This is a genomic window from Pyxidicoccus sp. MSG2 (assembly GCF_026626705.1).
Lineage (GTDB): Bacteria > Myxococcota > Myxococcia > Myxococcales > Myxococcaceae > Myxococcus.
This window is the reverse complement of sequence record NZ_JAPNKC010000001.1, coordinates 2144575-2167704: the sequence shown is the minus strand read 5'-3', so window position 1 is coordinate 2167704 and position 23130 is coordinate 2144575. Positions and strand designations below refer to the sequence as shown.

The following is a 23130-nucleotide window of genomic DNA, read 5'->3' as shown; positions in this document are numbered from 1 at the left end:
GACTGGGCGTAGTAGCCGCGGCCCGCGCTGGAGTGTGCGGGCCGGGAGCAGCCCGACACCAGGGCAGTGCAGGCGAGCGCAAGTTGTAGCGCAAAGGCCTGTGTTCGGAGGGAAGGCATTGCGCGCATGGTATGGGCGCACCGGATGCCTCGTCCAAGGAGTCAGAGGAATCTCCAAGGCAGGGCACGGGGGCCGGTGGTGACACCACGTGCGACGCTACCCGCGCGTGCCGGGCTGGGAGCAGTTCTAACCGCGCCCACCTTTGGAGCGGCTGCGCCGGCCTACGGCAGCCGCTCCTGCAGCGCGGGCCAGCGCGTCTTCACCCACTGGCGCACGTAGTCCACTTCCCCCTCGTACTCGTTGAAGTCCTGGCGGTCGTCCCAGGCGGGGAAGTTGCCGGCGCCTCCGCTGGCCTCGGTGCCGAACGTCTTGTACTTCGGCCCCCACTTCGCCCAGTCGCGCTTCGCGGCGGGCGCCGTCTCCTTCACGTAGCCGTCGATGAGGGAGAGCGCCGTCTCCAGCTTCAACTCCTCGCGCAGCAGCTTCCGGTAGCGCTCGCGCATGGGCCCGGCGATGGACGGCTCGTCCAGCATCCGCTTGAAGAGCAGGTTGTCGCCCTCGAAGGTGAGGCGCGCGGTGGGCGACGAGCGGGTGGTGTCGAAGTTCTGGCCCAGGCTCGCGTCCATGTCCCACGGGATGAAGCGCCACGGCCCGCCGGTCGCCGGGTCAAAGGCGTGGTAGGCGTTCTTCCCCTGCGAGTCCGTGCCCAGGATGAGCGTGTTGAAGATCCACCAGTCCTCGTAGTCGCTCGCCTTCGCCCGTTGCGGGAAGCCCGTGCGGAAGGCGGCCGCGTCCGAGTCGGCCACGAAGGCCACGAAGGCATTCAGCGTGTCGAAGGCGTGGGGCTTGCCCTCCTCGGGCGTGCCCTCCTTCTTCTCGAAGCCCAGGTCGAGCGAGGGCTTGGGCTGGCCAGCATGGTCCAGGCGGGAGAAGTTGGCGTTGTTGTCCACGGCCTTGAAGAGGTCCGCGTCCTTGGAGATGCCGTGCGCGGCCATGAGGCGTTTGTCCACGTGGTCTGCCACCGTGTAGACGCCCATGAAGCGGTTGTTCATGTAGAGCACCGCGCTGTAGGTGCGAATCTTCACGTGGTCCGGCGCCATCCGGTTCCACAGGTCGAAGGCCAGGCGCGCGCGGACGTAGGAGTTGTCATTGAACGTGGTGATGAGCACCACGCGCTTCCTGTCCTTGAAGCCGTCTCCGAAGACGGGCTCGCTGAAGAGGTCCTCGTCCTTGAACTTGAAGGTGAGGCTGCGCTTGGGGAACACGCTGGAGGTGGCCCCGCGGTACTGCGCTTCAATCTCGAAGCGGCGCCCCCGGTAGACGATTTGCGCGGGCCGGTAGCCACCCGAGGTGAGGCCGCCCTCGAAGGACAGATGGAACACGGGCAGCCCGTACTCCTCCGTGTACGTCGCGGGGTCAGCGAACTCGACCTTGTCCGCGGCCACGATGTTCGGCGCCACGCCCACCTTGAGCGTGCCCGTCTCGCCGGTGCTCTGCTCGCGCAGGACGAGGTTCCACACCGCCGACTGGGCCCGCGTGGGAGTCCAGCGCAGCGTGGCGGTGGGCTCGTCGAAGCTCGCGCCCTGCGGGAGGTTGTCCACGGTGAAGCGCACGTCCGTGGCCTTGTGGCCCGTGCCGCACGTCACGGTGGCCGTCACCGGCTCGCCTTCCTGCACCCAGCGCGCTTCGCCCGCGGTGGGCGCGCACACGGTGGGCTTCGGCGGCGGCGTCCCCGCGTCCGGGGTGCCAGCGTCCGTTTCGTCTGGAGGCTGGCCGGCGTCGGGCGTCCCGCTGTCGGTGTCTTCGGGGGGCGGCAGGCCCGCGTCGGGCTGACCGCCGTCTGGAGTCGGGGAGGGGCTGGGACCCGGGGCTTCGTCCCCCGGCCCGGGTGCGTCCGTTCCTCCACCGCCCGCGCTGGAGCCTCCGCAGGCTACCATCAGGCCCGTGACACATGCCAGCAAGACGCCCGCAAAGCGTTTCCCCGCCACCTGAGTCCTCCCCCTCGCCCATCCCGCCTTCAGGGCCAGAGGAGTAACCATCCGGTGACGGCGCGGGGAGTCAGTCGGGGCGCGTCACTGTCCGCCCTCGAACGGGAAGGAGCAGCCAGGCAGGCGCGTCAGACGGCGCCGCGCATCGTGGCGAGCACTGCGCCCACGGAGACCAGGGCGACGCCGGCCACCCGCTCGCGCCAGACGATGGCCCGCGAGGAGCTGGAGAGCCGTCCCCCCGCGACGCCGAGCCACGCGTAGACGGCCAGCACCGGCACTTCCACCACGACGCAGGTGAGGCCGTACGCGGCGAACTGCGTGACGGCGCTCTTCCCGGGGTGGATGAACTGGGGCAGCAGCGCGCCGAAGGACAGGATGGACTTGGGGTTGGCCAGCTGCTTGATGAAGCCCTGCGCGAAGCCACTGTCCCACAGCGCGGGCCGGGGCCGCTGCTCCAGGGACAGGCTCGTCCGGGCGCTCAGGATGGTGCGGACGCCGAGGTAGACGAGGTACGTCGCGCCCGCGTAGCGGATGACGTTGAACGCGATGGGGGAGGTGGCCAGCGCCGCGCCCAGCCCGGCGGCGGAGATGAAGAAGTAGACCGCGTTCCCCGCTTGCACCCCGAGCGCCGCGCCCATTCCCGCGCTGAAGCCGCGCGACATCGCCTGGGAGATGACGAGCAGAACCGCCGGTCCCGGGGTGATGGAGAGGACGAATATCGTCAGCGCGAAGGTGGCCCAGAGGGTGAGGTCCATGGTGGTGGCGTGTGGCCCCGTGTGGTGTTCCGGGGCGCTACCCTACGGACGCAGCCCGCCCGCATCAAATGACGCGTCTTTCGCCTCGAAGGCGCGCGGGGCGGTGATGGGCCGGCGCCCGGACGGGTCAGCCCCTCGCGCGACGGGCCGGAGGGAGTCCGCCCAGGGACAAGAGGACGGGGCACTCGGCCTCCGTGTCGCAGACGCCCTCCGCGAGCAGCTTGAGGATTGCGCGCTTCATGCGCTGGAGGTCCTTCACCCGCGCGTCGATGGCCTCCAGCTTCGCCGCCGCGAAGCGCTCCACCTCGGTGGAGGAGGGCACCTTCCGGTCCGAGACGGCCAGCAGTGCGCCCACCTCGCGCAGCGAGAAGCCCAGCTCCTGCGCCCGGCGGATGAAGCGCACGCGCGTGACGTGCCGGGGCTCGTACACGCGGTAGCCGCTCGCCGTGCGGCGGGGGGCGGGCAGCAGCTTCTTCCGCTCGTAGAAGCGCAGCGTGGGGATGCCGACGCCCGCGGCGGTGGCCAGGTCGCTGATGCGCAGGCTGGCGGGGACGTCAGACCGCTGGGGAGAGGCGCGCGTGCTCATGGTGGTTCCTCCACCACAGGATGGCACCACCCTGCACGAAGAACCATGCCAGCTCCAGGGTGAGCATGACGGCGAGGATGGACGTCTGCCCCTTCCACAGCGCCCAGGCCATCCACAGGGAGAAGAAGGCGCGCCCCGCCGTGTCCACCGCGCCGAAGAGGGGCTCGGGGCGATAGATGCGCAGCACCGCCCACAGCGTGACGATGGTGCCCATGAGGCTCACGAACAACAGGTGCATCGGCCCGAAGTCGGGCGGGGTGGCGCCGGACAGGCCGAGCCACCCGTGCAGTTGGTGCAACTGCTGGAGGAGCCAGCCTCCGGTGAAGGGCGTGGCGAAGGGGAGGGTGACGACCAGGTCGTAGAGGGCGCTGGCACGGACGACGCGGGACGTGGTTCGGAGGGCTTCGGGTCGGTTCATGCGAAGGAGGCTACGGTCTGCACCAAGGTGCAGGGTCAAGCGCCTTTCGCTCCGGCTCCCAGATGGTTGCGGGCGTGGCGCGCGGTGTCCCGGACACGGCATCCGACCCGTCGCGAGGGGTAGACAGTTTCGCTCGCACATGCAGGTCCAGGGGCGCGGAGGCCGTCGAGAGCCAGGTGGCACACTTGGCTGCGTATCCCGACCAGGTGATGACCATCTCCAGACGACTCGCAGTGTTCCTGTTCGCGCTGTCCGCCCTGCCCGGTGTCGCCGGGGCCCAGGCCCCGCCCACCGCCACCAGCGAGCCCCGCGCGGTGGAGGTGGACGTCCAGACCACGGATGCCGGCACGGTCGTCTCCTCCGACGATGCATCCCGCCTGGGACTGGCCGCCGACGGCGGCGCGGTGTGGCTGCAGCCGCCCACCCTGGTCGCCAACTCCCCCGCCGCGTGGCCCGAGGGACTGAAGGGCACCGAGTCCGAGGTGAAGCTGGTGCTGCTCGTGGACGAGCACGGCGCCGTCACGGAGGTGAAGGTGGCGGAGCCCTCCGTGCACGAGGCCCTCACCGAGGCCGCGGTGAAGGCCGCCCCGGGCCTGCGCTTCACCCCCGGGCTCATGGCCGGCAAGCCCGTGGGCATGCGCATCAACTACAGCTACCGCTTCGAGCCTCCCGCCGGACTCGTTTTCACCCAGGCCCGCATCCAGGGCGAGGTGCGCGCCCGGGGTACGCGGCGCCCGGTGGTGGATGCCGCGCTCTTCGTCGACGGGAGCCCGGAGCCGGCCACATTGGTGGACGAGCAGGGCCGCTTCGAGGTGGAGGTGCCCGCGGGCGCGCACCGACTGGAGGTCCGCGCGCCGGGTCACCAGCCCTTCACCTTCGAGGAGACGGTGGTGGAGGGGCAGAGCCTCGCGGTGGTGTACCGGCTCCAGCCCACCGTGGTGAACCCCTACGAGACGGTGGTGCGCGATGACCGGCCGCGCACCGAAGTCACGCGCATCAGCCTGCGCGAGCAGGAGATTCGCGAGGTGCCCGGCACGCAGGGCGACCCGTTCCGCGTCATCATGCTGATGCCCGGCGTGTCCAGCGTCGCCTCCGGCCTGGGCTACCCGGTGGTGCGCGGCGGCCAGCCCGCCGCCACGGGCTACTTCCTCGACGGCGTGCGCGTCCCCATGCTGTATCACCTGCTGCTGGGGCCCGCGGTCATCCACCCGGACTTCATCGACACCATCGACTTCTATCCGGGCTCGCCGCCGGTGCAGTACGGGCGCGTGTTGGGCGGCGCGGTGGAGGGGCGGCTGTCCCGGCCCCATGACGACAGGCTGCACGCCACCGCCTACGCGGACCTCATCAACGCGGGAGGCTTCGTCGAGGTCCCCTTCGAGAAGACGGGCACCTCCGTCACCGTGGCCGGCCGCTACAGCTACACCGGGCTGCTCATCCCCGTGGCCTACGCCATCTTCAACGACGAGGAGGACAACCCCCTCCATGCCGGCTTCTGGGACTACCAGCTGCGCGTGGAGCAGAAGGTGGGCGAGGGCCGGCTGCGCCTGTTCGCGCTGGGCAGCTCGGATGACGTCGGCGAGGACTCGGGCAACTACGAGGGCGGCCTGGGCGGCACCATCATCTCCCGCTTCCACCGCGTGGACCTGCGCGGCACGCACCCGCTGGCGGGCGGCGAGGGCGAGCTGGGCCTCACCGTGGGCCTCGACGAGGTGGGGCTGGTGGGGAAGCGGACGCTGGAGCTGCGTCCGGGGGAGGGCCTCACGCAGGTCACCTCGGGCGAGTACGGGCTGGACCAGCTGTCCTTCTCGGCCCGCGCGGGCTGGAAGCGGCGGTTCTCGGACGCGCTGGAAGTGCAGGTCGGCGGAGACGTGGAGCACCGGCGCGTGGCCACCACCATCACCGGCTCCGCGCGGCCTCCAGGCTGGCGGCCCTCGGATGACGCGCATCCGCTCAAGCAGCCCTCGTCGCTGGGCACGTTCTCCGGCGCGTACGTCTCCGCGACGTGGCGGCCCGCGGAGAAGTGGCTGGTGGTGCCCGGGGCGCGCGTGGACTCGTACCACCTGGTGCCCGGCATCAACCACGTCGCCGTGGAGCCGCGCCTCAGCGTGCGCCACGTCTTCAGTGACACGCTCACCCTCAAGGGCGGCGCGGGCCTCTTCCACCAGCCGCCCACCATCCTGCTCCACCTGCCCGCCATGGACGTGTCCGGCCTGCGCTACGGCCTGCAGGAAGGCGCCCAGTTCGACGTGGGCGCCGAGTGGAAGGCGGCCGAGGGCTTGGAGCTGAGCGCGGACGCTTTCTACAACCCGCTGTGGCGCACGGTGGAGTTCGACGTGAAGCAGGTGCTGGAGAACCGGCAGCGCCGGGGCCTCTTGCGCGAGGACCCGGCAGCGAGCGGCTACGCGTATGGAATTGACTTGATGGCGCGCCACCCGCTGGGCCGCAACTGGTTCGGCTGGGTGACGTACAGCTTCCTCCAGAGCAAGCGGCACAAGCGGTTCGCCCGGTACAACGACGACACCTCCGTCCGGGAGATGGCGGAGGCGGACGTGCCCTTCGCGTTCGAGCAGGCGCACGTCTTCAACGCGGCGCTCAGCTACAAGCTGCGCAACAACTGGACGGTGGGCACGGTGGTGCACTTCAACACCGGCCGGCCGGAGTCCGGGGAGATTTCCTCCGTCACCCAGCGCGAGGTGCGCACGGCGGACAACTTCAACGCGTGGGTGCGCAAGGACGCGGACCAGGTGGACCGTCTGGCGCCGTTCTTCCGCGTGGACTTCCGCGTGGCGAAGTCCTGGGCCGTCGACGACTTCAACCTGGAGGCCTCGCTGGACGTGCTCAACCTCTCGCTCCAAACGGAGGTGTTCGCCTACGAGTACACGCGGAAGGGCGGAAAGCTGCAGCGCGAGTCCGTGGGGATTCCCGTCATCGTTCCACTGCTCGGCCTGAAGGGGAGCTACTGAGATGCGCCATCCATTCAAGCTTCTGGGGCTGCTCGTCCTCGCCTCCACCGGATGTGACCGGCTGCAGGACGACCCCGTCTTCGTCTATGGCCGCGCCGAGCAGCGGGACGGCTCGCCGCTGGTGGGCGCGACGCTGGCCTACGAGCGGGCGAAGGTGGAGTACCCCACGAACTCGGGAGGCCCGCCGGAGCCCTGGCCCAAGCCGAAATTCACGCCCTATGGGACGGCCACCACCGAGGCCACCGGGGACTACTTCCTGGAGATGCGCTTTGGCGACGTGCAAGCCGTGAATCCGAACCAGGCCGAGCTCCCCACTGCCTACCGTTACCGCGTCTCGCGGCTGGAGGAGGATGGCGCGGGCACCTTCGTGTCCTTCGAGTTCTGGGACGACGTGGAGCTGCCGCTGCTCAAGACCTGGGACGCGCGCCTGACGCTGACGCCGGGGCCCGAGGGGCAGGTCGTGTCCTTCGAGCCGGCACCCCCCGCGCCGGAGGTCCCCGTCACCGGCGAGGAGGCCAACATCGTCACGCTCGAGAATGAGGTGGTGCCCGGCCATCCGTCGGCGCCCGAGCCGGTGCTCTTCCTCACGAGCGGCGGGAAGCCGGTGTTCCACTGGTGGGGCGCCCCCTCGCCATGGACGGCGAGCCCCTATGTGCTGGAGGACTTCGCAAGCCCCGAGGTGCAGCTGCGGGCCATGAGCATTGGCGAGTGGTGGTTCTACCCGCTGGGGGCGAAGCACTCTCCCCTGACGTTCCGCCAGGAGTGGCGCACGGCGCCCCTGCCGGTGCCCGCCGGTACCCTCAAGCCCATCAGCCGGGGCGTGTCCTGCACGCCCGTGCCCAAGCCCGAGGACCCCTGCCCGTGGACGGACGGGCACCTGGAGCCGGTGCGGCTCCCCCTGGGCCTCCCGCCCCCCGTGTGGCTCACCCTCACGCTGCCCGAGCCCGCCCGGCTGAAGCACGCCGTGGTGCGGGGCATGGAAGGCTCGAACGGTAGCTACTTCATCCTCGAAGGCAGCGTGGACGGCGAGCAGTGGACGCGCATGGCCCTCACGCCCCTCCTGTTGTCCGAGGACCCCATCGACCGGGGCCGCTGGCGCCTCGCCGACCAGACCCAGTGGGACAGCCCCTTCGATGGGCGCCTCTACAGGGCGGATGGCGCAGGCCTCTTCGGGGAGACGCCCCTGGAGGACGTGGGGCCGGTCCGCTACGTGCGGCTCACCGGGACGTCGTACGCCAACGGGAACAACGGCTTCCACAGGACCCTCTCCTCCCTCGCCGAGGTGTCCCTGTTCGAGTAGGGCCGTACTACCCCGTCTTGAGGCGCGCCGACTGCTCGGCGTGCTTCGCCAGGGCGTCGGCAATCTGCGCGGACGTCCACAGCGGGTCCAGGCACGGGCAGAAGTAGCCCGGGCCCGCCTTCTCCTTCACGGCCCACTCGAAGAAGCCGCGCGCGGTGGCATGCAACTCCTCGGGAAGGAGGAGGGCGGCGACGTCGTACTCGGTGAAGCGCAGGAGCCCCGGCACGCGCCACTCGCGCTCCCAGTCGAAGCGGTAGCTGTAGGGCGCGTTGTGGGTGTCGCCCTGGATGTCCACGAAGGGCGTCATGGACCAGATGGGCTCGCGCTGCGGCTCCTTCGCCACCAGCGCCTGCTGCACCTGGTGCTTCAGCGCGAGGTGCGCGGGCGAGCCGTACTGGACGTACCAGACGGGGCCGCCGCCCTGGGACAGGACGTAGCTCTTGCTGAAGGCGATGCCGTACAGGCTGCGGCGCTGGACGAGCCGCGAGAGCTGGTCCAGCGGAATCTCGCTGAAGCACACCGAGCGGTGGCGCTCCGCGACGGTCAGCTCCCTGCGGGCGATGCCGAAGCCCTCCGCGCCGGGGATGAGCGTCCGCGAGCCCAGGATGCTCATCATGTTCTGGTAGGAGTCATGGTACGGCGCTCCCGGCTTCGTGAAGTGCACCACGAAGTCGGACATGTCCCGCCACTGTGAGTTGGCCTGATAGCCGAGCATGGACCCTACCTCCCCGGTAATGTCCCGGACGGGGGGAGGGGATGCAACCCGAAGGGTCGGTGTCTCCCCGTGCCCGCTCGCCGTGCTTGCGGCCGGGCCGGGCCCTGTCCGCCATCCAGCTCGCGGGCGTGGGGGCGGGGTTCGTGCTCCGTGGCAGGGGCCTGTTGCGTTGCGGCGCACGGGCCGCGCTGGTTAGGGTTGCCTCGTGGCATCTCCCGCTCCCCAGCTCTCCGACCAGGCCTGCACCGCGCAGCGGGCGAAGGTCTTCAAGGCGCTCGCCGACCCGTGCCGCGTCCGCATCGTCGAGATGCTGGCGCGGCGGGGGGACATGTGCGGCATCGAGCTCGCGGACGCGCTCGGTGTGAGCGGGGCCCTGCTGTCCCACCACGGCAAGGTGCTGGAGGGCGCGGGCATCATCACGAAGCGCAAGGATGGCCCCCACGCCTACTGCGTCCTCAACCGCGCGCTGCTCGCCAAGGCCTTCAAGGACCTGCTGGACTGAGCGACGTCGCCAAGGGGCATTCAAACATTCATTTGATTGTTTGAGGGGTGCCCATTACTTCGATGCGCCATCGAGGTCCTCGCGGAGGCGCACCATGTCGCAGCAGCCCCTGTTCACGCCGGTCAGCATCGGCTCCCTGAAGCTTCCCCACCGCGTCGTCATGGCGCCGATGACGCGCAACCGCGCCGCGGAGGGGCAGGTGCCCACGCCGCTGATGGCGGAGTACTACGCGCAGCGCGCGTCGGCGGGCCTGCTCATCACCGAGGCCACCCAGTTCTCGCTCCAGGGCTACGGCTATCCGAACACGCCGGGCATCCACACCGACGCGCAGGTGGAGGGCTGGCGCCGCGTCACGGACGCCGTGCACGCGCGCGGCGGGCGCATCTACCTGCAGATATGGCACGTGGGGCGCATCTCCCATCCGGTGATGCAGCCGGGCGGGGCGCTGCCGGTGGCGCCGTCCGCCATCGCCGCCGAGGGCACGCTCTACACCACCCAGGGCCCGAAGGACTTCGTCACGCCGCGTGCGCTGGAGTCGAGCGAGCTGCCGGGCATCGTCCAGGGCTTCGCCGAGGGCGCGCGCCGGGCGAGGGAAGCGGGCTTCGACGGCGTGGAGGTGCACGGCGCCAATGGCTATCTCCTCGACCAGTTCCTGCGCGACGGCAGCAACCACCGCACGGACGCGTACGGCGGCACCGTGGAGAACCGCGCGCGTCTGCTGCTGGAGGCGACGGAGGCGGTGGCCGGCGCCATCGGCGCTGAGCGGACGGGCGTGCGGCTGTCGCCGATGAACGCGTTCAACAGCATGTCGGACTCGGACCCGGCGCGGACGTTCGGCTACGCGACCGGTGCGCTCGACAAGCTCGGGTTGGCGTACCTGCACGTCATGGCGCCCGTGGCGGCTCCGGAGACGCCCCGCCTGCTGCCGCTCATCCGTGAGCGCTTCCGCGGACCGCTGATGGTGAATGGCGGCTACTCGCTCCAGAGTGCCAATGCCGTCCTCAACGACAAGCTGGCGGACCTGGTGTCCTTCGGCTCTCCGTACCTGGCCAACCCGGACCTGCCCGAGCGGCTCCAGAAGGGCGCGCCGCTCAACGCTCCGGACCAGGCCACGTTCTACGGCGGCGACGCGCGCGGCTACACGGACTACCCGGCCCTGGCGGCTTGAGTCGGGCGCGGGCGGGGCCTGCATGGAGTGGACATGACGCGCCCCTGCCCGGCGGCCGGCAGGACCGGAAGGAACGTTCATTCCACGAGGCAGGCCACCCGAAGGTCAGGCCCGGGTGGCCGTCACCCAGACGCCGGGCCTGGGGCGCAGGGTGATGGCGGGCGCCGGAGCGAGGGAGTGCCCCGGTGCCAGGTCCAGCCGCACGCGCTGGAGCAGCGTGGCCAGCACGAGCACCAATTCCATCAGCGCGAACTGGTTGCCGATGCACTGGCGCGGTCCGCCGCCGAAGGGGAAGAAGGTGAAGCGCGGACGCTCCCGCTCGCGCTCGGGGAGGAAGCGGTCCGGGTCGAAGGCGTCGGGGTTCTCCCAGAGCTTCGGGTGGCGGTGCAGCACCCACGGGACGATGAGCACGTACGAGCCCTTGGGGATGCGGAAGCCGCCCACGACGTCGTCCTGGATGGCGGCGCGGGAGAAAATCCAGGCGGGCGGATAGAGGCGCAGCGACTCGTCCACCACGCGGCGGGTGAGCGCGAGCTTCGGCAGGTCCTCCACCGTGGGCGTGCGGCCCGACAGCTCCCGCGCCAGCTCGGCCTCCAGCTTGCCGCGCACGTCGGGGTTCTGCGAGAGCAGCATCACCGTCCACGCGAGCGCGCTGGCCGTCGTCTCGTGCCCGGCCAGCAGCAGCGTCATCACCTCGTCGCGCAGTTGGGTGTCGCTCATGCGCTCGCCGGTGTCCTCGTCGCGCGCGTCCATCAGCATCTGCAGGAGGTCGTGGTGCTCACCGCCCTCGCGGCGGCGGCGCTCGATGATGGCGCGCACCACGCGGTCCAGCGTGCCCGCGTCCTTCTCGAAGCGCCGGTGCGAGGGAAGGGGCAGGGCGCGCGGCAGCGGGATGAGCTGGGTGAGGCGAGAGTTGGCGAAGGTCTGCACGCGGCCCAGGGCGTCGCCCACGGCGCGCGACTCGTCGCCCACCTCGGTGCCGAAGAGGGTGAGGCCGGCGATGCGCAGCGTCAGGTGGGTGAGGTCCTCGGCCACGTCGAAGGGCTGGCCGCTGGCGATGCGCGGCTCGAGCGCGCGGGCCAGGTCCGCCGTCGCGTCCACCATGGTGCTCGCGAAGCCCGCGAGCCGCTGGCGGTGGAAGGCGGGCTGGGCCAGCCGGCGCTGGCGCAACCAGAAGTCCCCCTCGCTGGTGACCAGCCCCTGCCCGAGCAGCTCGCGAATCACCGCGAAGCCGCGCGTCTGCTTGTTGTAGTTGCGCGCGTTGTCCTGGAGCACGTGGCGCACGAGGTCCGGGTGGGCCAGCAGCGTCACGTGCATCGGCCCGACGCGGATGCGCACCACGTCGCCGTACTCGCGCACCTGCTCGGGGAAGAAGGCGAGCGGATTTCTGCGCAGCGCGCGCAGGTTGCCCAGCAGCGGCTCACCGCGCGGTCCGGGAGGCAGGAGCGGGGCGATGGACGGTGAGTCGATGAGGGTGGAGGACATGGCGGGCGCAATCCCTGGCGGGCGGGTGTCCCATTCTCGACCCGCGCTGGCGCGGGCGATAGTGGCCCGTGCTCCCTTCCGGGGGTGGAGGTAGCCTCGCGCGCACCATGGACACCCTGTTCCGCACCCGCCGCCTGGCCCTCGTGACGCTGCTCGCACTGGCCGTGGCCCCCGTGGCCCTGGCCGCCGCCGGCAGCCCGCGCCTGGAGGCCTTCTTCCAGAACGAGATGAAGAGTGCTGCCTACCAGCAGAAGGTCTACTCCCGCGTGGCCGGGAAGTGGCGGCAGCCGAAGGGCACTCCGGCCCTGGGGAAGAAGGCGGTGGTGCAGGCGGTGATTGGCCGGGACGGGAAGCTCGTGTCCGCCACCGTGACGACGGCGTCGGGCTCCAAGGCGTGGGATGCCGCCGCGCTGGCGGCCGTGAAGCAGGCCGCGCCCTTCCCGGCGCTCCCGGCCAGTTACACGCAGTCCACGCTGGATGCGCACTTCCACGTGTCCTGGGTGGCCGGCCCGTAGGGTATGGTGCGCGGCCATGGCAACTCCTCATATCTCCGCCGCACCCGGTGACTTCGCCGACGTGGTGCTGATGCCCGGCGACCCCCTGCGGGCTCGTCATATCTCCGAGCGCTTCCTGGAGGAGGCCCGTGGGGTCACCTCCGTGCGCAACATGTACGGCTTCACCGGGACGTACCGGGGCCGCAGGATTTCGGTGATGGGGCACGGCATGGGCATCCCCTCCGTCTCCATCTACGCCACCGAGCTCATCAAGACGTACGGCGCGCGCGTCCTCATCCGCGTGGGCAGCTGCGGCGCGCTGCGCACGGACGTGAAGCTGCGCGACGTCATCGTCGCCACCGGCGCCGGCACCGACTCCAGGGTGAACCGGATGCGGCTCATGGACCACGACTTCCCCGCGGTGCCGGACTTCACCCTGGCGAGGCGCGCGGTGGAAGCGGCCGAGAAGCGCGGCCGGCCGGTACGCGCAGGCACTGTCTTCTCCTCCGACCTCTTCTACCACCCGCAGGAGCAGCTCAACGCCACGCTGGGGCGCATGGGCATCCTCGCCGTGGAGATGGAGGTCGCCGGGCTCTACGGCATCGCCGCCGAGACGGGCGCCCGCGCGCTCGCGCTGCTCACCGTGTCCGACCACCTCCTCACGCACGAGGCGCTCAGCCCGCAGGAGCGGCAGACCTCGTTCGACGAGATGATCGAGCTGGCGCTGGACGTCGCCATCGCCGAGCCGCCGCCCGCGGCCCCCGCTCCGAAGGCGGGCTGAAGTCCCTTCCGCATCCCGCTTTGGCGTGAGTCCCACGCGGAGCGGGATGCGGGCGTCAACCGGCCCCGCCGCGCCTCGCCGGACAGCAGCCGGGCAGGGTGGTGGGGTGGAGCGCTTCCCTCTGGAAACGTGTGGTGGGCGGGCCCGTTCTGCCCCCAGGGGCAGGGAGGCGTTCACAAATCCGAGGCAGGTACTTGGAGCCCGGACGGATTCCGGGTCATCCTTCGCCCCGGTGCGTTACCCAATCTGGCTCCTGCTCGTTTGCGCCGGCTGTGCCGCGCGCGTGGCCCCCACTGCTGGCACTGCGCCGGCCCTCGCCGCCGTGCGTCCGGAGGTCTCGGACGCGCCGCGCTCCGAGGCGCCGACGACGCCTGCCCCGACACCGGCTCCCGCCGCCGAGAGTGCCTCGCCCGTGGCGACTGGCGCCGCGGAAGCGGTGGCCGCGGCTCCCAGCGGGAACTGCGCGCTGTCCGCCGAGGACCAGGAGGGCGAGGACGACGAGGCAGAGGTCGCCGACGGCGAGGCGGGTGATGACGGCGAGTCCCCGGAGGCCGTGGCCACCACGGGGGACGTGCCAACGGGGCCGCTGTACTCGGCGGACATCTCCGACGAGGACCTGGCGAAGAAGTGGAAGGACGAGATCTCCGCGCTCGGGTCCATGGCGGTGGGCTTCGTGCACAGCGGCCGGCTGGTGAACTCGAAGCGCTTCCCGCAGGGGCCGGAGTGGATTGTCGTCTCCCCCGAGGTGGCCTACGCCACCGAGGAGACCGTCAACTACCTGACCGAGGCCATCCGCGAGGTGCGCGCGAAGTTCCCGGAAGCGCCGCCGCTGCGGGTCAACGGCATCAGCAACAAGGAGGGCGGCTACCTGCGCCCCCACAAGAGCCACCAGAACGGCCGGGACGTGGACGTCGGCTTCTACTACCCGACGGTGGACCCCATCCGTGAGCGCGAGCGCGAGAAGTACATCAACGTGCCGCTCAACTGGGCGTTCCTGCGCGCGCTCATCACGAAGACGGACGTGCAGATGGTCCTCGTGGACAAGCGCGTGCGGCAGGTCATCTACAACTACGCGGTGTCCATCGGCGAGGACAAGGCGTGGCTCGACTCGCTCTTCAACGACGGCCCCAACGGCGTCGTGCGCCACGCGCGCCGGCACCGCGACCACTTCCACGTGCGCTTCCACAACCCGCGCGCGCAGGAGCTGGGCCGCCGGGTGCAGCCGCTGCTGGCGCTCCAGCCCGAGTACAACGTCACCACGCACCGGATTCGCAACGGTGACACGCTGGGCGGCATCGCGCTGAAGTACGGGTCGACGGTGTCGATGATCAAGAAGGCCAACCGGATGCGCAGCAACTTCCTGCGCGCCGGGCAGCGGCTGTCCGTGCCGCTGCGCGGGCCCTGCACGCACTGCCCCGTGCCTCCGCCGTTCCTGCTGCCTCCGCGCCGGTTGCCGCCCGAGGCTCCGGCCCCTGCGCTCGTCGCCGCGAAGGCCCAGGCCGCTTCGGGCTGCGCGAAGCCGGCTCCGGCCGCTGCCGTGCCGGCCGTGGCTGCTTCTTCCGAGGGCAACGCCGTCGTGCCCGCCGCGGGTGTCGCCGCCGAGGGCAGCTCCGTGCAGCCCGCCGTGGCGAAGACCGCCGAGGGCAGCTCCGCTGTGCCCGCCGTGGCGAAGACCTCCGAGGGTGCCGCCGCGTCCGAGGTGAAGGCCACTCCGGCCGCTGCCACCGAGCCCGCCGTGGTGAAGACCGCCGCGCCCGGGCCTGATGCCGCCGCGCCCATGGTGAATGTGACCACCGCGGGTGCCGCCGCCGCGCCCGCCGTGGGCACGGGAGCCGCCGAGGGGGCTTCCGCCGGCATCTCGCACGGGCGCTGAGGCGTCCATGGCATTTCCTCCCCACCGGGGGCGCTCACTGGCCCACAAGGTCCGCCAGCGCACCCCGGGCCACCACTACAACGCGAGCTTCCTGTCCGCCGCGGACAAGGCGGAGGCGGTCGCGTGGCTCGGTACGCTCCATCCGCTGTGGGAGGAGCGCTACTCGAAGCACTTCCCGCCACCGCCGGGGCAGTCGCAGCGGCGGCTGCTGCGGCCGGTGTACTGGCTGGGCAACTGGCAGTTCGCGTGCCTGGACTACTACCGCCCGCCGAAGGGCGTGCTGAACCGGTGCGTGAAGGCCGAGCCCTTCCCCGCGGTGCTCCAGCGTCAGGTGACGAAGATTGAGGAGCTGGCGCGGCGGATGTTCCGCGGGCCGGACATGCCGAAGGGCTGGCACCTCAACACGTGCCTGGTGAACTTCTACGGCAACCGCCTGGAGGACGGGCGCTGGGTGGACACCGCGCGGGTGGGCGAGCACAAGGACTTCGAGCCGGGGCCGGTGGCCTCGCTGTCCTTCGGCGAGCGCGCCCTCCTCCAATTCGTCACCTCCACCCGCCCGGGTGAGCGCGACGAGGTGGTGCTGGAGCAGTGGCTGGACGACGGCGCACTCCAGCTCTTCGGTGGTGCGCGGTGGAAGGAACAGACGTTCCACCGCGTGCAGCGGGTGGACACGCGCGCTGGTCACGAGATGCCGCCGGAGCTGCCAGACTTCCGCACCCGCCGCATCAACCTCACGTTCCGCTACGTGCCCGACGAGCACGTGATTCCCTTCGCGAAGCTGTCCCCCGAGGCCCGCGAGGACGTGCGGCCGTACATGGAGGAGCTCGCCCGGGGCAGTGCGTTCTTCCGGGCGGAGCTGGAGAAGGAGCGCAGGTCCTAGGAACCGCGCTTCTTGTGCGTCCGCGCGTGCCGTCCGGGGCCCTGGTCCGGAGAGCGCTTGGGCTGGCTCGCTCCCTGCTGCGGCGGCCCCGGGTCCCTCTGCGCGGCGAGGAAGTTCTCCCAGTGCTCCTTGAACACGGGGTCCTCGCGCGGCACGGCGACGCGGGGAATCTCCGCGCGCATGATGCTCTCAATCTTCGTGACGACCTGTCCCTCCCGAGTCATCGCGAAGGTGGACGCCACGCCACTCGCCGCGGCGCGCGCTGTGCGGCCGATGCGGTGGACGTAGTCCTCGGGGGCGTGCGGCAGGTCGTAGTTGATGACGTGGCCCACGTCCTCCACGTCCAGGCCGCGCGCGGCGATGTCCGTGGCCACGAGGACGCGGTACGTGCCGTCGCGGAAGCCCTCCATCGCCTGCCGGCGCTGGTTCTGCGTGCGGTCCGCATGCAGCAGGGCGGCGCGGTAGCCAGCCTTCTGGAGCGCCTTGTGGACCTTCTCCACGCGCTCCTTCGCCCGGGCGAACACGAGCGTCGTCTGCTCCTCGCTGGCGAGCAGCGTGAGCAGCAGCGGCGTCTTCTCCTCCGCCCTCACGAAGTAGAGCCGCTGCTCCGCGCGCTCGGCGGGAGTGCCGCTGCGGGTCACCTCCACGCGCACGGGGTTGTAGAGGCGCTGGCGGGCGAAGCGGCTCACGTCCGGGCCCAGCGTCGCTGAGAACAGGAGCGTCTGCCGGCGGTGGGGCAGGGCGGCGAAGATGCGCTCGAGCTGCGGCAGGAAGCCCATGTCCAGCATCCGGTCCGCCTCGTCGAGCACGAGTGCCTCCAGGTGCGGAAAGGCGGCGGCGTCGTTTTCAAGCAGGTCCACCAGCCGACCGGGCGTGGCGAGCACGAAGGTGGGACGCTCCTTCAGCGCATGGACCTGGGCCCCCATGTCCTCGCCGCCGATGACCACCGCGTGCGTGAGGCCGAGCGGCTCGGCGAAGAAGCGCACCGGCTCCGCGATTTGCAGCACCAATTCGCGCGTGGGGGCGAGCACCAGGCCGAGCGTGCCCTTCCTCCTGGCGAAGCGCTCCACCAGGGGCACCACGTACGCGGCCGTCTTGCCGGTGCCGGTGGCGGCGCAGCCGATGATGTCCCGCCCGTCGAGGGCGGGAGGAATGGCCTGCTCCTGGATGGGAGTGGGCCGGGCGAAGCGCGCCCGGCGCAGGGCGCCGAGCGTCTCCCGCGAGAGGCCGAGTGTTTCGAAGGAGTCGCTCACGCCCCCGGGCTACCACGGCGCGAGGCCCCGTGGGAGAGCCCTGGCGTGTCTGTGTCCTACGTCGCGCGCCGGAGGACCTGAGCCCAGGGCTCGATGGCCCGGACGATGCCCTTCACGCGCTCTTTCGGCGTGCCCGAGGCAAGCAGCCGAGCGGCGACGGCGTCGACGCTGGGGACGGCGCGCTCGGTGAGGGCCACCAGCGCGGCGGCCACGTCGCAGGTGTCCGCCGGGTCGTCCATGCAGATGACCCTGTCGCCCATGTACTTGCGCCAGAACGCCTCGCAGCGGCCGCGGCGGTTCTGGTCGGGGATGAGGAAGAACGGGTGGAAGGTCTTGTCCAGCCGGCTGACCACTTCTTCCATGGGCACGTCGCGCCCCTGCTTCGTGCCGATGAGCTTCTCGATGTGCTCTTTCGACACGGAGTGGAAGGCGGGCTCGTCGCCCGTCATGAAGAAGTAGCCCTTCTTGCCTCGCTTCTCGAAGCAGTCCATCGCGGTGTGTTCGGCGGCGAAGTACATGCCCAGCTCGTACGTCTCCCCCGGGTTGTTGCCGCCGCCGCGCTCCAGGAACATCCACGTGAGCCACTGGTCCATCTGCTGCTCGGAGGACTCGAACTGGCCCGCCTGGAGGGGCGCGCGGTCCATGTACGCGTCGCCCACCGCCATGAACATCACTTGTGGGTCGGGGATGCCCGCCTCCATCAGGTCCTTCATGAAGGACGGCAGCGTCTGGCGCGCGAGGATTTCGGGGATGTTGCCCATGGAGCCCGTCACGTCGAGCGCCATGACGACGGAGAGCGAGTTGGGGTGCGCCTCACTGTCACGGCTCTCGCGGAACCGCACGCCGTGAGGGTCCATCTTCGGGTGACAGGCGCGCTGCGTGAAGACCTCCTGCTGCGGGAGGTCCTTGCGGGCCTTCGTCATCGCCTCGTGCGCTTCGTAGCTGTAGCTGCCGTACCCCATGTCACGACCCCCTCGTGTGTGGGGCCCAAGGCTAGCCTGGAGCCGCTCGCCCCGTCAGCCCCCGCTCCCGCTTGTCTCGTGAGGCGGGGCCGTGGGACGTCACCGACACCCGGACTCCCAGCGTGGATTCCACCCACGCCACGAAGCGGTCCGCTCGCCCGGCGGGAGGCTCTCCCAGGTGGAGCTCCTCGCGGCTGGGCGTGCACGCGGCCAGCGCGCGGGTGAGGCGCTCCTGGTGGGCGAGGTCGCGGTGTGGGCCCAGGCGCGGCGCCGTCACGCGGGACGCATCCGCTGCGTCCCGGACGAGCACGTCGTCCTCCATCGACGGTGCACGGTACGCCGTGCACACGGGCCAGCGGGCCGCGAGCCGGTCCAGGTGGGTGAGTGCCAGGGAGTCCACGCCGCCACAAGCGGCCAGGGCGTAACGCGCGAGCACGGAATCGAAGGCGCCCACGCGGAAGCCTCCCTGCCAGCCCGCGGCGCCGTTGTGTGGCTCGGGAAGGGCGGGCGCGAGGGTGGGCTCCTCGGTGGGGAAGGGGCCTTCGCCGTGGCGGGTGGCATAGGTGCGCAGGACGCCGAGCCGGTGGATGTCACCGTCGAAGTCCTGCTCGCGCAGCAGCTCCAGCGCGAGGTCGAAGGTGCAGGTGCTCCAGGTGGTGTGTGGGTGGAAGCCGCGCCACTCGTCCAGCAGCACGCCCTGTGCACCCTCGAAGACGGTGGTGCCCTCGCGGAGCCGTGCTCCCAACGCGTCGTCGCCCACCACGCGCTCGCGGGGGCGCAGGGCCTGCACGGCTTCTGCCCAGCGCTCGGCGACGTCCGGGTCATCCAGGAGCGCCAGCTCTGGCGCCGCTTGGGGATGTGTCCTCGCGGCGCGCAGCACGTCCGCCAGCTCCGAGCGCAGCCGTTCCTGTGCGGCGCGGGCCTTGCGCGCGAGCGACACGGGTTGGCTCAAGTCTCCCGCGTGGAGCGCGTCCTCCGGGTGCGCGAGCGCATCCCGCACCGTCTCGCCCACGCCGACGCCGCAGGTGCCGTGGCGCCCCGCGCCTCGCGCCAGCTCGCGCAGCCTGCCCACCGCCTGATGGAAGGGCGTGATGACTCGCGCTCCCTCGCTCACCGTGGTCCGGTCCAGCGCGTCCGGCACGCCGCGCTCCGCGAGGTAGCGGGCCTCCACCCGCATGGCCAGCGGATGGAGGATGGTGGGCCGCGCCAGGTGCGTGCGCACGCCCGGGACGAAGGTGCCCGCGCCGAACTGCGAGAAGGTGTGGTGCCGCCCGTCATCGGTGACGACGTTGTGGCCGGCCTGGGCTCCTCCGTTGAAGCGCACCACGAGGCGCGCGTCGTGGCGGCGCACCAGCCAGTCGGTGAGCGTGCCCTTCCCGGCATCTCCGAAGCCGAGGTCGACGACGAGGTGGGCTGTGCGGGAGGAACTCATGGGCAGGGCGTGACGCGGCGGACGGCCCACAGCATCGCACGGTGTACAGCCGCCCAGGGCCGCGTCGAACCCGAACGCGGCCCTGCCTGCTCCTACGGCTCGCCAGTCTGGGACAGCCGCTCCTGGACGACGGTGGCGCTTCCCGAGGGAATCTCCATCCGCTGGGGGAAGCCGTGGGCGTCGAGCTCCACCTTCACGGACATTGGTCCCAACTCCATCGTGGCGGCGCGGGCTCCCGCCTCCGCGCGGGGGCGGACCACCACCTTCGTCGGCGCGGACGCGTCGGCGGGAGGCACCCACAGCATGGCCTCCAGCGCCCCATCCTGGCCCTTCAGCAGGCCTTCGCGAAGCCGCGCGGCGAGCCCGACCTCACCGATGAGCTCTCCCCCCAATTGCGCCTTTGCGTCCTTGGCGCCCACCTGTCCCTCGACGCCGTAGCCCCCGTCCTGCTGCCGGCGCAAGCGCACGTTCGCGGCGACCGTGTCGTTGACCCGCTTGGAATAGCTCTTGGCCACGAGCACCCCCGAGGTATCCGCCTGCTCGGTGATGTTGGTGTCCTGGAACTGGAGCTGCTGGCCCGGAGCCCCGGGACGCACCGTCGTGGTGCTGACCTCCAGGATGCTCCCGCCCGCCTTGGAGCCGAAGAGCGCGGTGTACTGGAACCCGAGTGGTACTTCGCCCACCCGCATCACCTGAACGTCGCTGTAGTAGGGCGCCACCGGCTGCTCCGGCGCCGTGGAGGTGAGGCCCGTGGCGATGGATTCGGTGACGTCGAGGAAGGTCCGCGCGTATCCCAGTTCGTTGTGGAAGCAGGACTTGGGAAGCACGGGGTCCGCGTGGACCATTACCTTGATGCGGCCTGGCTGCACCGCAGGAGCGGTGCCTCGCGAGTAGTCGGCTTCGAGGTACATGGCGGGGCTGCCCGTGAAGGACTTGACGTCCGTGGCGCGCACCCGCTCCACGGTGACGTCATCGAGGATTGCCTCGAGCAGGCCCCTCGCCGCGGCCCCGGCATCGATGGGGCTCGTGTAGAAGAGGCAGGTCACTGGCTCGGAGGTCCCAATCGGGAGGGTGAGGATGGTGACTCCGTTGGGGCGCTTCATCAGCTCCGGCGTACCCGCGGCCAGCACCTGGCCTCGGAAGAGGACTCCCTCGGCCTCCACGGGCCTGCTCGGCAAGGGTGCGGTGATTTCCCGGGCGAGCGCCTCACGGACGGTGCGCGGCTCGGCGGGTGCTGACGCCGAGGGCGCAGGCGTGGATTCAGTGCGGTTCGCGGCGGGGCTGGTCGCACAGCCGGTGAGCAGAACGGCGGAAAGCAGGGTCAGTCTGGGGAGAGGCATGCGGCACCTGTCGCGGGAATGTCGGACGTCCTGACGACGTATTCGCAACGGGCGCATGAGTCTGGTCGTGCCCGGGCGAAAACAGGCCCACGGGGTGACAATGCCCGTGAGGTCCGGCAGCGCTCCATGGGGAATCGGCCGCGAATCAGCGCAGGCGCCGGTGCCCCGAGTTGTCGTCGTTCGTGGGCAGGTGCTCGTCCTCCAGCTCGGGCCGGGGGATGCCGTCCCGCCCCAGCGTCGCCGCGAAGGGCGTGAGCGCGCGGATGACGGCACCCAGTCGCTGCCGCGTCAGGCCCTGCGTCTTCAAGTGCCGGGCGACCGCATCCAGGTCGGAGAATGCGCCCTCGCACAGCCCCACCAGCCCCGCTGTCACCTCCACGGTGTCGGTGGGGTCCTCCATGCAGATGACGCGGTCGCCGAGCAGCTCCCGCCAGTCGCGCTCGCAGTTGCGCCGCCGCGCGAGGTCAGGGATGAGGAAGAACGGCTCGTAGGTGTGTTGCAGCTCGTCCACCACCTGCTTCACCGGCAGGTCCTGCTCCAGCGTGTCGCCGATGAGCTGCTTCACCTGCTTGCGCGAGACATAGCCGTAGGGCCGCTCGTCTCCCGTCATGAAGAAGTAGCCGCGCCGCTTGCGCTTGCGCCAGCAGTCCAGGTCCGTGTGGCGGGCAGCGAAGTACATGCCCAGCTCGTAGGACTCCGTCCCCGCCGCGCCGCCGCCTCCCTCCAGGTAGCTCCACGTGAGCCACTGGTCCATCTGCCGCTCGGAGGACTCGAACTGGCCCACCTGGAGCGGCGCGCGGTCGCAGTCCGCGTCACCCACCGCCATGAAGAGCACCTGCGGGTCGGGAATGCCCGCGTCCAGCAGCGCCTTCATGAAGGCCGGCAGCCGATGCCGCGCCAGCAGGTCGGGGATTTCTCCCATGGAGCCGGTGACGTCGAGCGAGAAGATGATGCCGAGCGACTGTGGATGCGCCTCGCTGTCGCGGCTCTCGCGCCACTTCACGCCGTTCGGCTCCATCAGCGGATGGCAGCGCTCCTGCCGGAAGACCTCCTGGCGCGGCAACTCCGACCGCGCCCGGGTCATCGTCTCGTGAGCCTCGTAGCTGTAGCTCCCGTGTCCCATCAGCGCCACCCCGGCATCGTGAAGGGGATGAACTTCGGCTCCCCGAAGGACTCGCGCGCCGCCTGGGACACGCGCTCCTTGAGCTGCCACGCGTCGTAGGCCACCTGGCGGTGGTCCACGTCACACTGTTGCTTCAGCAGGTCCGCCAGTGGCGGCGGCACCGCTCCCGGCACCGAGCCCGTCGCCGGGTCTCCTCCCATCACCCAGGCGATGCAGCGCGCGGCCATCACCAGGTCGGTGGTGGGCGTGGGCGCGGCGCCATTCCAGGGGGCCTCCGGGTAGAAGTCCCGATGACGCGCGCTGGTGCAGGGCAGGGGCTGGTTCGAGGCGAAGCGCACCGCGCTGGACCAGCCCACCAGCATGAGGCCGTGGTCCCTCGGGTGGATGAGCAGGTGCGGCGGCAGCACCGCGCCGTGCACGTAGCCGCTGCGGTGCGCGAAGCCGAGCACCTCCAGCAGCCGCTTCCACATCCACACCGCCGCGCGCGGGTCCACGCCGCTGGAGTGGACGTCGCGCACACCGGTGAGCGAGTGCTGGAAGCCGCTGTTCCACCGGTACACCGCCGCCGCGCGCGGGGTGCCCTCCGGGTCCTTCACGGGGCCTCTCGCCACCGGTTGCGGGAGGAGCCGGGTGAAGTGCTCGGCGCCCTGGGCCTTGCTACCGTGGAGTTCTTCGAGAATCTCGTACTCGCGCGCGACGAGGTCCGCGTCCGAGAGGGCCCGGACCACCTTGAGCACCACCATCTCGGTGATTCGCGCGTCGCGCCGCGCGAGGAAGACGTCACTGCTGTCCCCGCGTCCCAATCTCCCGAGCAGCACGTAGCGCGTGCCCGCGACGGTGACGCGGGGGCGGTCCGGCGCGAAGGGCGGGTCGTCCGCGGGGCGCGCGGGCCTGGGCCACACCGCCGAGCCCGACGCGGACACCATGGCGCCGCAGTACTCGCAGACGAGGATGCCGTTGGGCGAGGAAGGTGGTGGAAGCTTCGCGCCGCAGCCAGGACACTTCAGGAGCTGTAATTCCATCCCGCCCTCGCGTTCTCCGGGGCGAAC

Annotated in this window: 20 protein-coding genes; 8 read left to right on the top strand and 12 right to left on the bottom strand. The window is 70.9% G+C overall.

The genetic code is table 11. The features are described 5' to 3' along the window. Positions 1-281: 281 nt before the first annotated feature. The 4 genes from OV427_RS07675 to OV427_RS07660 all read right to left on the bottom strand — a co-directional run bounded on the left by OV427_RS07675 (position 282) and on the right by OV427_RS07660 (position 3807). Positions 282-1997 (bottom strand): CotH kinase family protein, encoded by a 1716-nt coding sequence (locus OV427_RS07675; RefSeq protein ID WP_267855450.1) that lies wholly within the window; start codon positions 1995-1997, stop codon positions 282-284. Between the two features lie 179 nt (positions 1998-2176). Continuing rightward, positions 2177-2803 (bottom strand): LysE family translocator, encoded by a 627-nt coding sequence (locus OV427_RS07670; protein WP_267855449.1) that lies wholly within the window; start codon positions 2801-2803, stop codon positions 2177-2179. Positions 2804-2930: 127 nt separating this feature from the next. Next, entirely contained in the window at positions 2931-3389 is a 459-nt protein-coding gene (locus OV427_RS07665; protein WP_267855448.1) for a heavy metal-responsive transcriptional regulator, read from the bottom strand. After that, positions 3358-3807, bottom strand: a complete 450-nt coding sequence (locus OV427_RS07660; RefSeq protein ID WP_267855447.1) for a hypothetical protein — start codon at positions 3805-3807, stop codon at positions 3358-3360. Before OV427_RS07660 ends, OV427_RS07665 begins: the two co-directional genes overlap by 32 nt. Before the next feature lie 185 nt (positions 3808-3992). Here OV427_RS07660 and OV427_RS07655 point away from each other — a divergent pair, with 185 nt between their 5' ends. After that, the gene (locus OV427_RS07655; protein ID WP_267855446.1) at positions 3993-6773 is read left to right on the top strand and encodes a TonB-dependent receptor domain-containing protein; all 2781 of its coding nucleotides are present in this window, start codon (positions 3993-3995) and stop codon (positions 6771-6773) included. A 1-nt stretch (position 6774) separates the two neighbouring features. Then, positions 6775-8073 carry a hypothetical protein gene (locus OV427_RS07650; RefSeq protein ID WP_267855445.1) on the top strand — a complete coding sequence of 433 codons (1299 nt, stop codon included), beginning with the start codon at positions 6775-6777 and terminating at the stop codon, positions 8071-8073. Positions 8074-8080: 7 nt separating this feature from the next. On the opposite strand, the gene OV427_RS07645 is transcribed toward OV427_RS07650, so the two are convergent. Further along, positions 8081-8788 (bottom strand): abortive infection system antitoxin AbiGi family protein, encoded by a 708-nt coding sequence (locus OV427_RS07645; protein WP_267855444.1) that lies wholly within the window; start codon positions 8786-8788, stop codon positions 8081-8083. A gap of 205 nt (positions 8789-8993) precedes the next feature. Between OV427_RS07645 and OV427_RS07640 the strand changes: the two genes are divergently transcribed. Next, the gene (locus OV427_RS07640; protein WP_267855443.1) at positions 8994-9290 is read left to right on the top strand and encodes an ArsR/SmtB family transcription factor; all 297 of its coding nucleotides are present in this window, start codon (positions 8994-8996) and stop codon (positions 9288-9290) included. Positions 9291-9384: 94 nt separating this feature from the next. Then, positions 9385-10458, top strand: coding sequence for an alkene reductase (locus tag OV427_RS07635; protein WP_267855442.1), 1074 nt, complete (start codon positions 9385-9387; stop codon positions 10456-10458). A gap of 105 nt (positions 10459-10563) precedes the next feature. Here OV427_RS07635 and OV427_RS07630 read toward each other — a convergent pair whose 3' ends face one another. Further along, entirely contained in the window at positions 10564-11943 is a 1380-nt protein-coding gene (locus tag OV427_RS07630; RefSeq protein ID WP_267855441.1) for a cytochrome P450, read from the bottom strand. A 107-nt stretch (positions 11944-12050) separates the two neighbouring features. On the opposite strand from OV427_RS07630, the gene OV427_RS07625 reads away from it, so the two are divergent. From OV427_RS07625 to OV427_RS07610, 4 genes are all read left to right on the top strand, one after another. Beyond that, a complete protein-coding gene (locus OV427_RS07625) occupies positions 12051-12458 on the top strand; it encodes a TonB family protein (protein WP_267855440.1) in 408 nt (135 codons plus the stop codon). 16 nt (positions 12459-12474) lie between these two features. Next, positions 12475-13218 (top strand): purine-nucleoside phosphorylase, encoded by a 744-nt coding sequence (gene deoD, locus OV427_RS07620; RefSeq protein WP_267855439.1) that lies wholly within the window; start codon positions 12475-12477, stop codon positions 13216-13218. A gap of 412 nt (positions 13219-13630) precedes the next feature. Further along, positions 13631-15091: a penicillin-insensitive murein endopeptidase gene (locus tag OV427_RS07615; protein ID WP_267855438.1), complete on the top strand. Its 1461-nt coding sequence runs from the start codon at positions 13631-13633 to the stop codon at positions 15089-15091. Positions 15092-15098: 7 nt separating this feature from the next. Beyond that, complete coding sequence (locus OV427_RS07610; RefSeq protein WP_267855437.1) at positions 15099-15971, top strand: alpha-ketoglutarate-dependent dioxygenase AlkB; 873 nt, start codon at positions 15099-15101, stop codon at positions 15969-15971. Here the strand turns inward: OV427_RS07610 and OV427_RS07605 are convergent. The 6 genes from OV427_RS07605 to OV427_RS07580 form a co-directional block, all read right to left on the bottom strand. Next, positions 15968-17224: a DEAD/DEAH box helicase gene (locus OV427_RS07605; RefSeq protein ID WP_267855436.1), complete on the bottom strand. Its 1257-nt coding sequence runs from the start codon at positions 17222-17224 to the stop codon at positions 15968-15970. The genes OV427_RS07610 and OV427_RS07605 overlap by 4 nt on opposite strands. A gap of 56 nt (positions 17225-17280) precedes the next feature. After that, a complete protein-coding gene (locus tag OV427_RS07600; RefSeq protein ID WP_267855435.1) occupies positions 17281-18186 on the bottom strand; it encodes a VWA domain-containing protein in 906 nt (301 codons plus the stop codon). 31 nt (positions 18187-18217) lie between these two features. Next, positions 18218-19618, bottom strand: coding sequence for an adenylosuccinate synthetase (locus OV427_RS07595; RefSeq protein ID WP_267855434.1), 1401 nt, complete (start codon positions 19616-19618; stop codon positions 18218-18220). A 92-nt stretch (positions 19619-19710) separates the two neighbouring features. Then, positions 19711-20796, bottom strand: a complete 1086-nt coding sequence (locus tag OV427_RS07590; RefSeq protein WP_267855433.1) for a hypothetical protein — start codon at positions 20794-20796, stop codon at positions 19711-19713. A gap of 307 nt (positions 20797-21103) precedes the next feature. Beyond that, a complete protein-coding gene (locus OV427_RS07585; RefSeq protein WP_267863387.1) occupies positions 21104-22081 on the bottom strand; it encodes a VWA domain-containing protein in 978 nt (325 codons plus the stop codon). After that, positions 22081-23103 carry a hypothetical protein gene (locus tag OV427_RS07580; RefSeq protein WP_267855432.1) on the bottom strand — a complete coding sequence of 341 codons (1023 nt, stop codon included), beginning with the start codon at positions 23101-23103 and terminating at the stop codon, positions 22081-22083. The genes OV427_RS07585 and OV427_RS07580 overlap by 1 nt, the downstream gene beginning before the upstream one ends. Positions 23104-23130 lie beyond the last annotated feature (27 nt).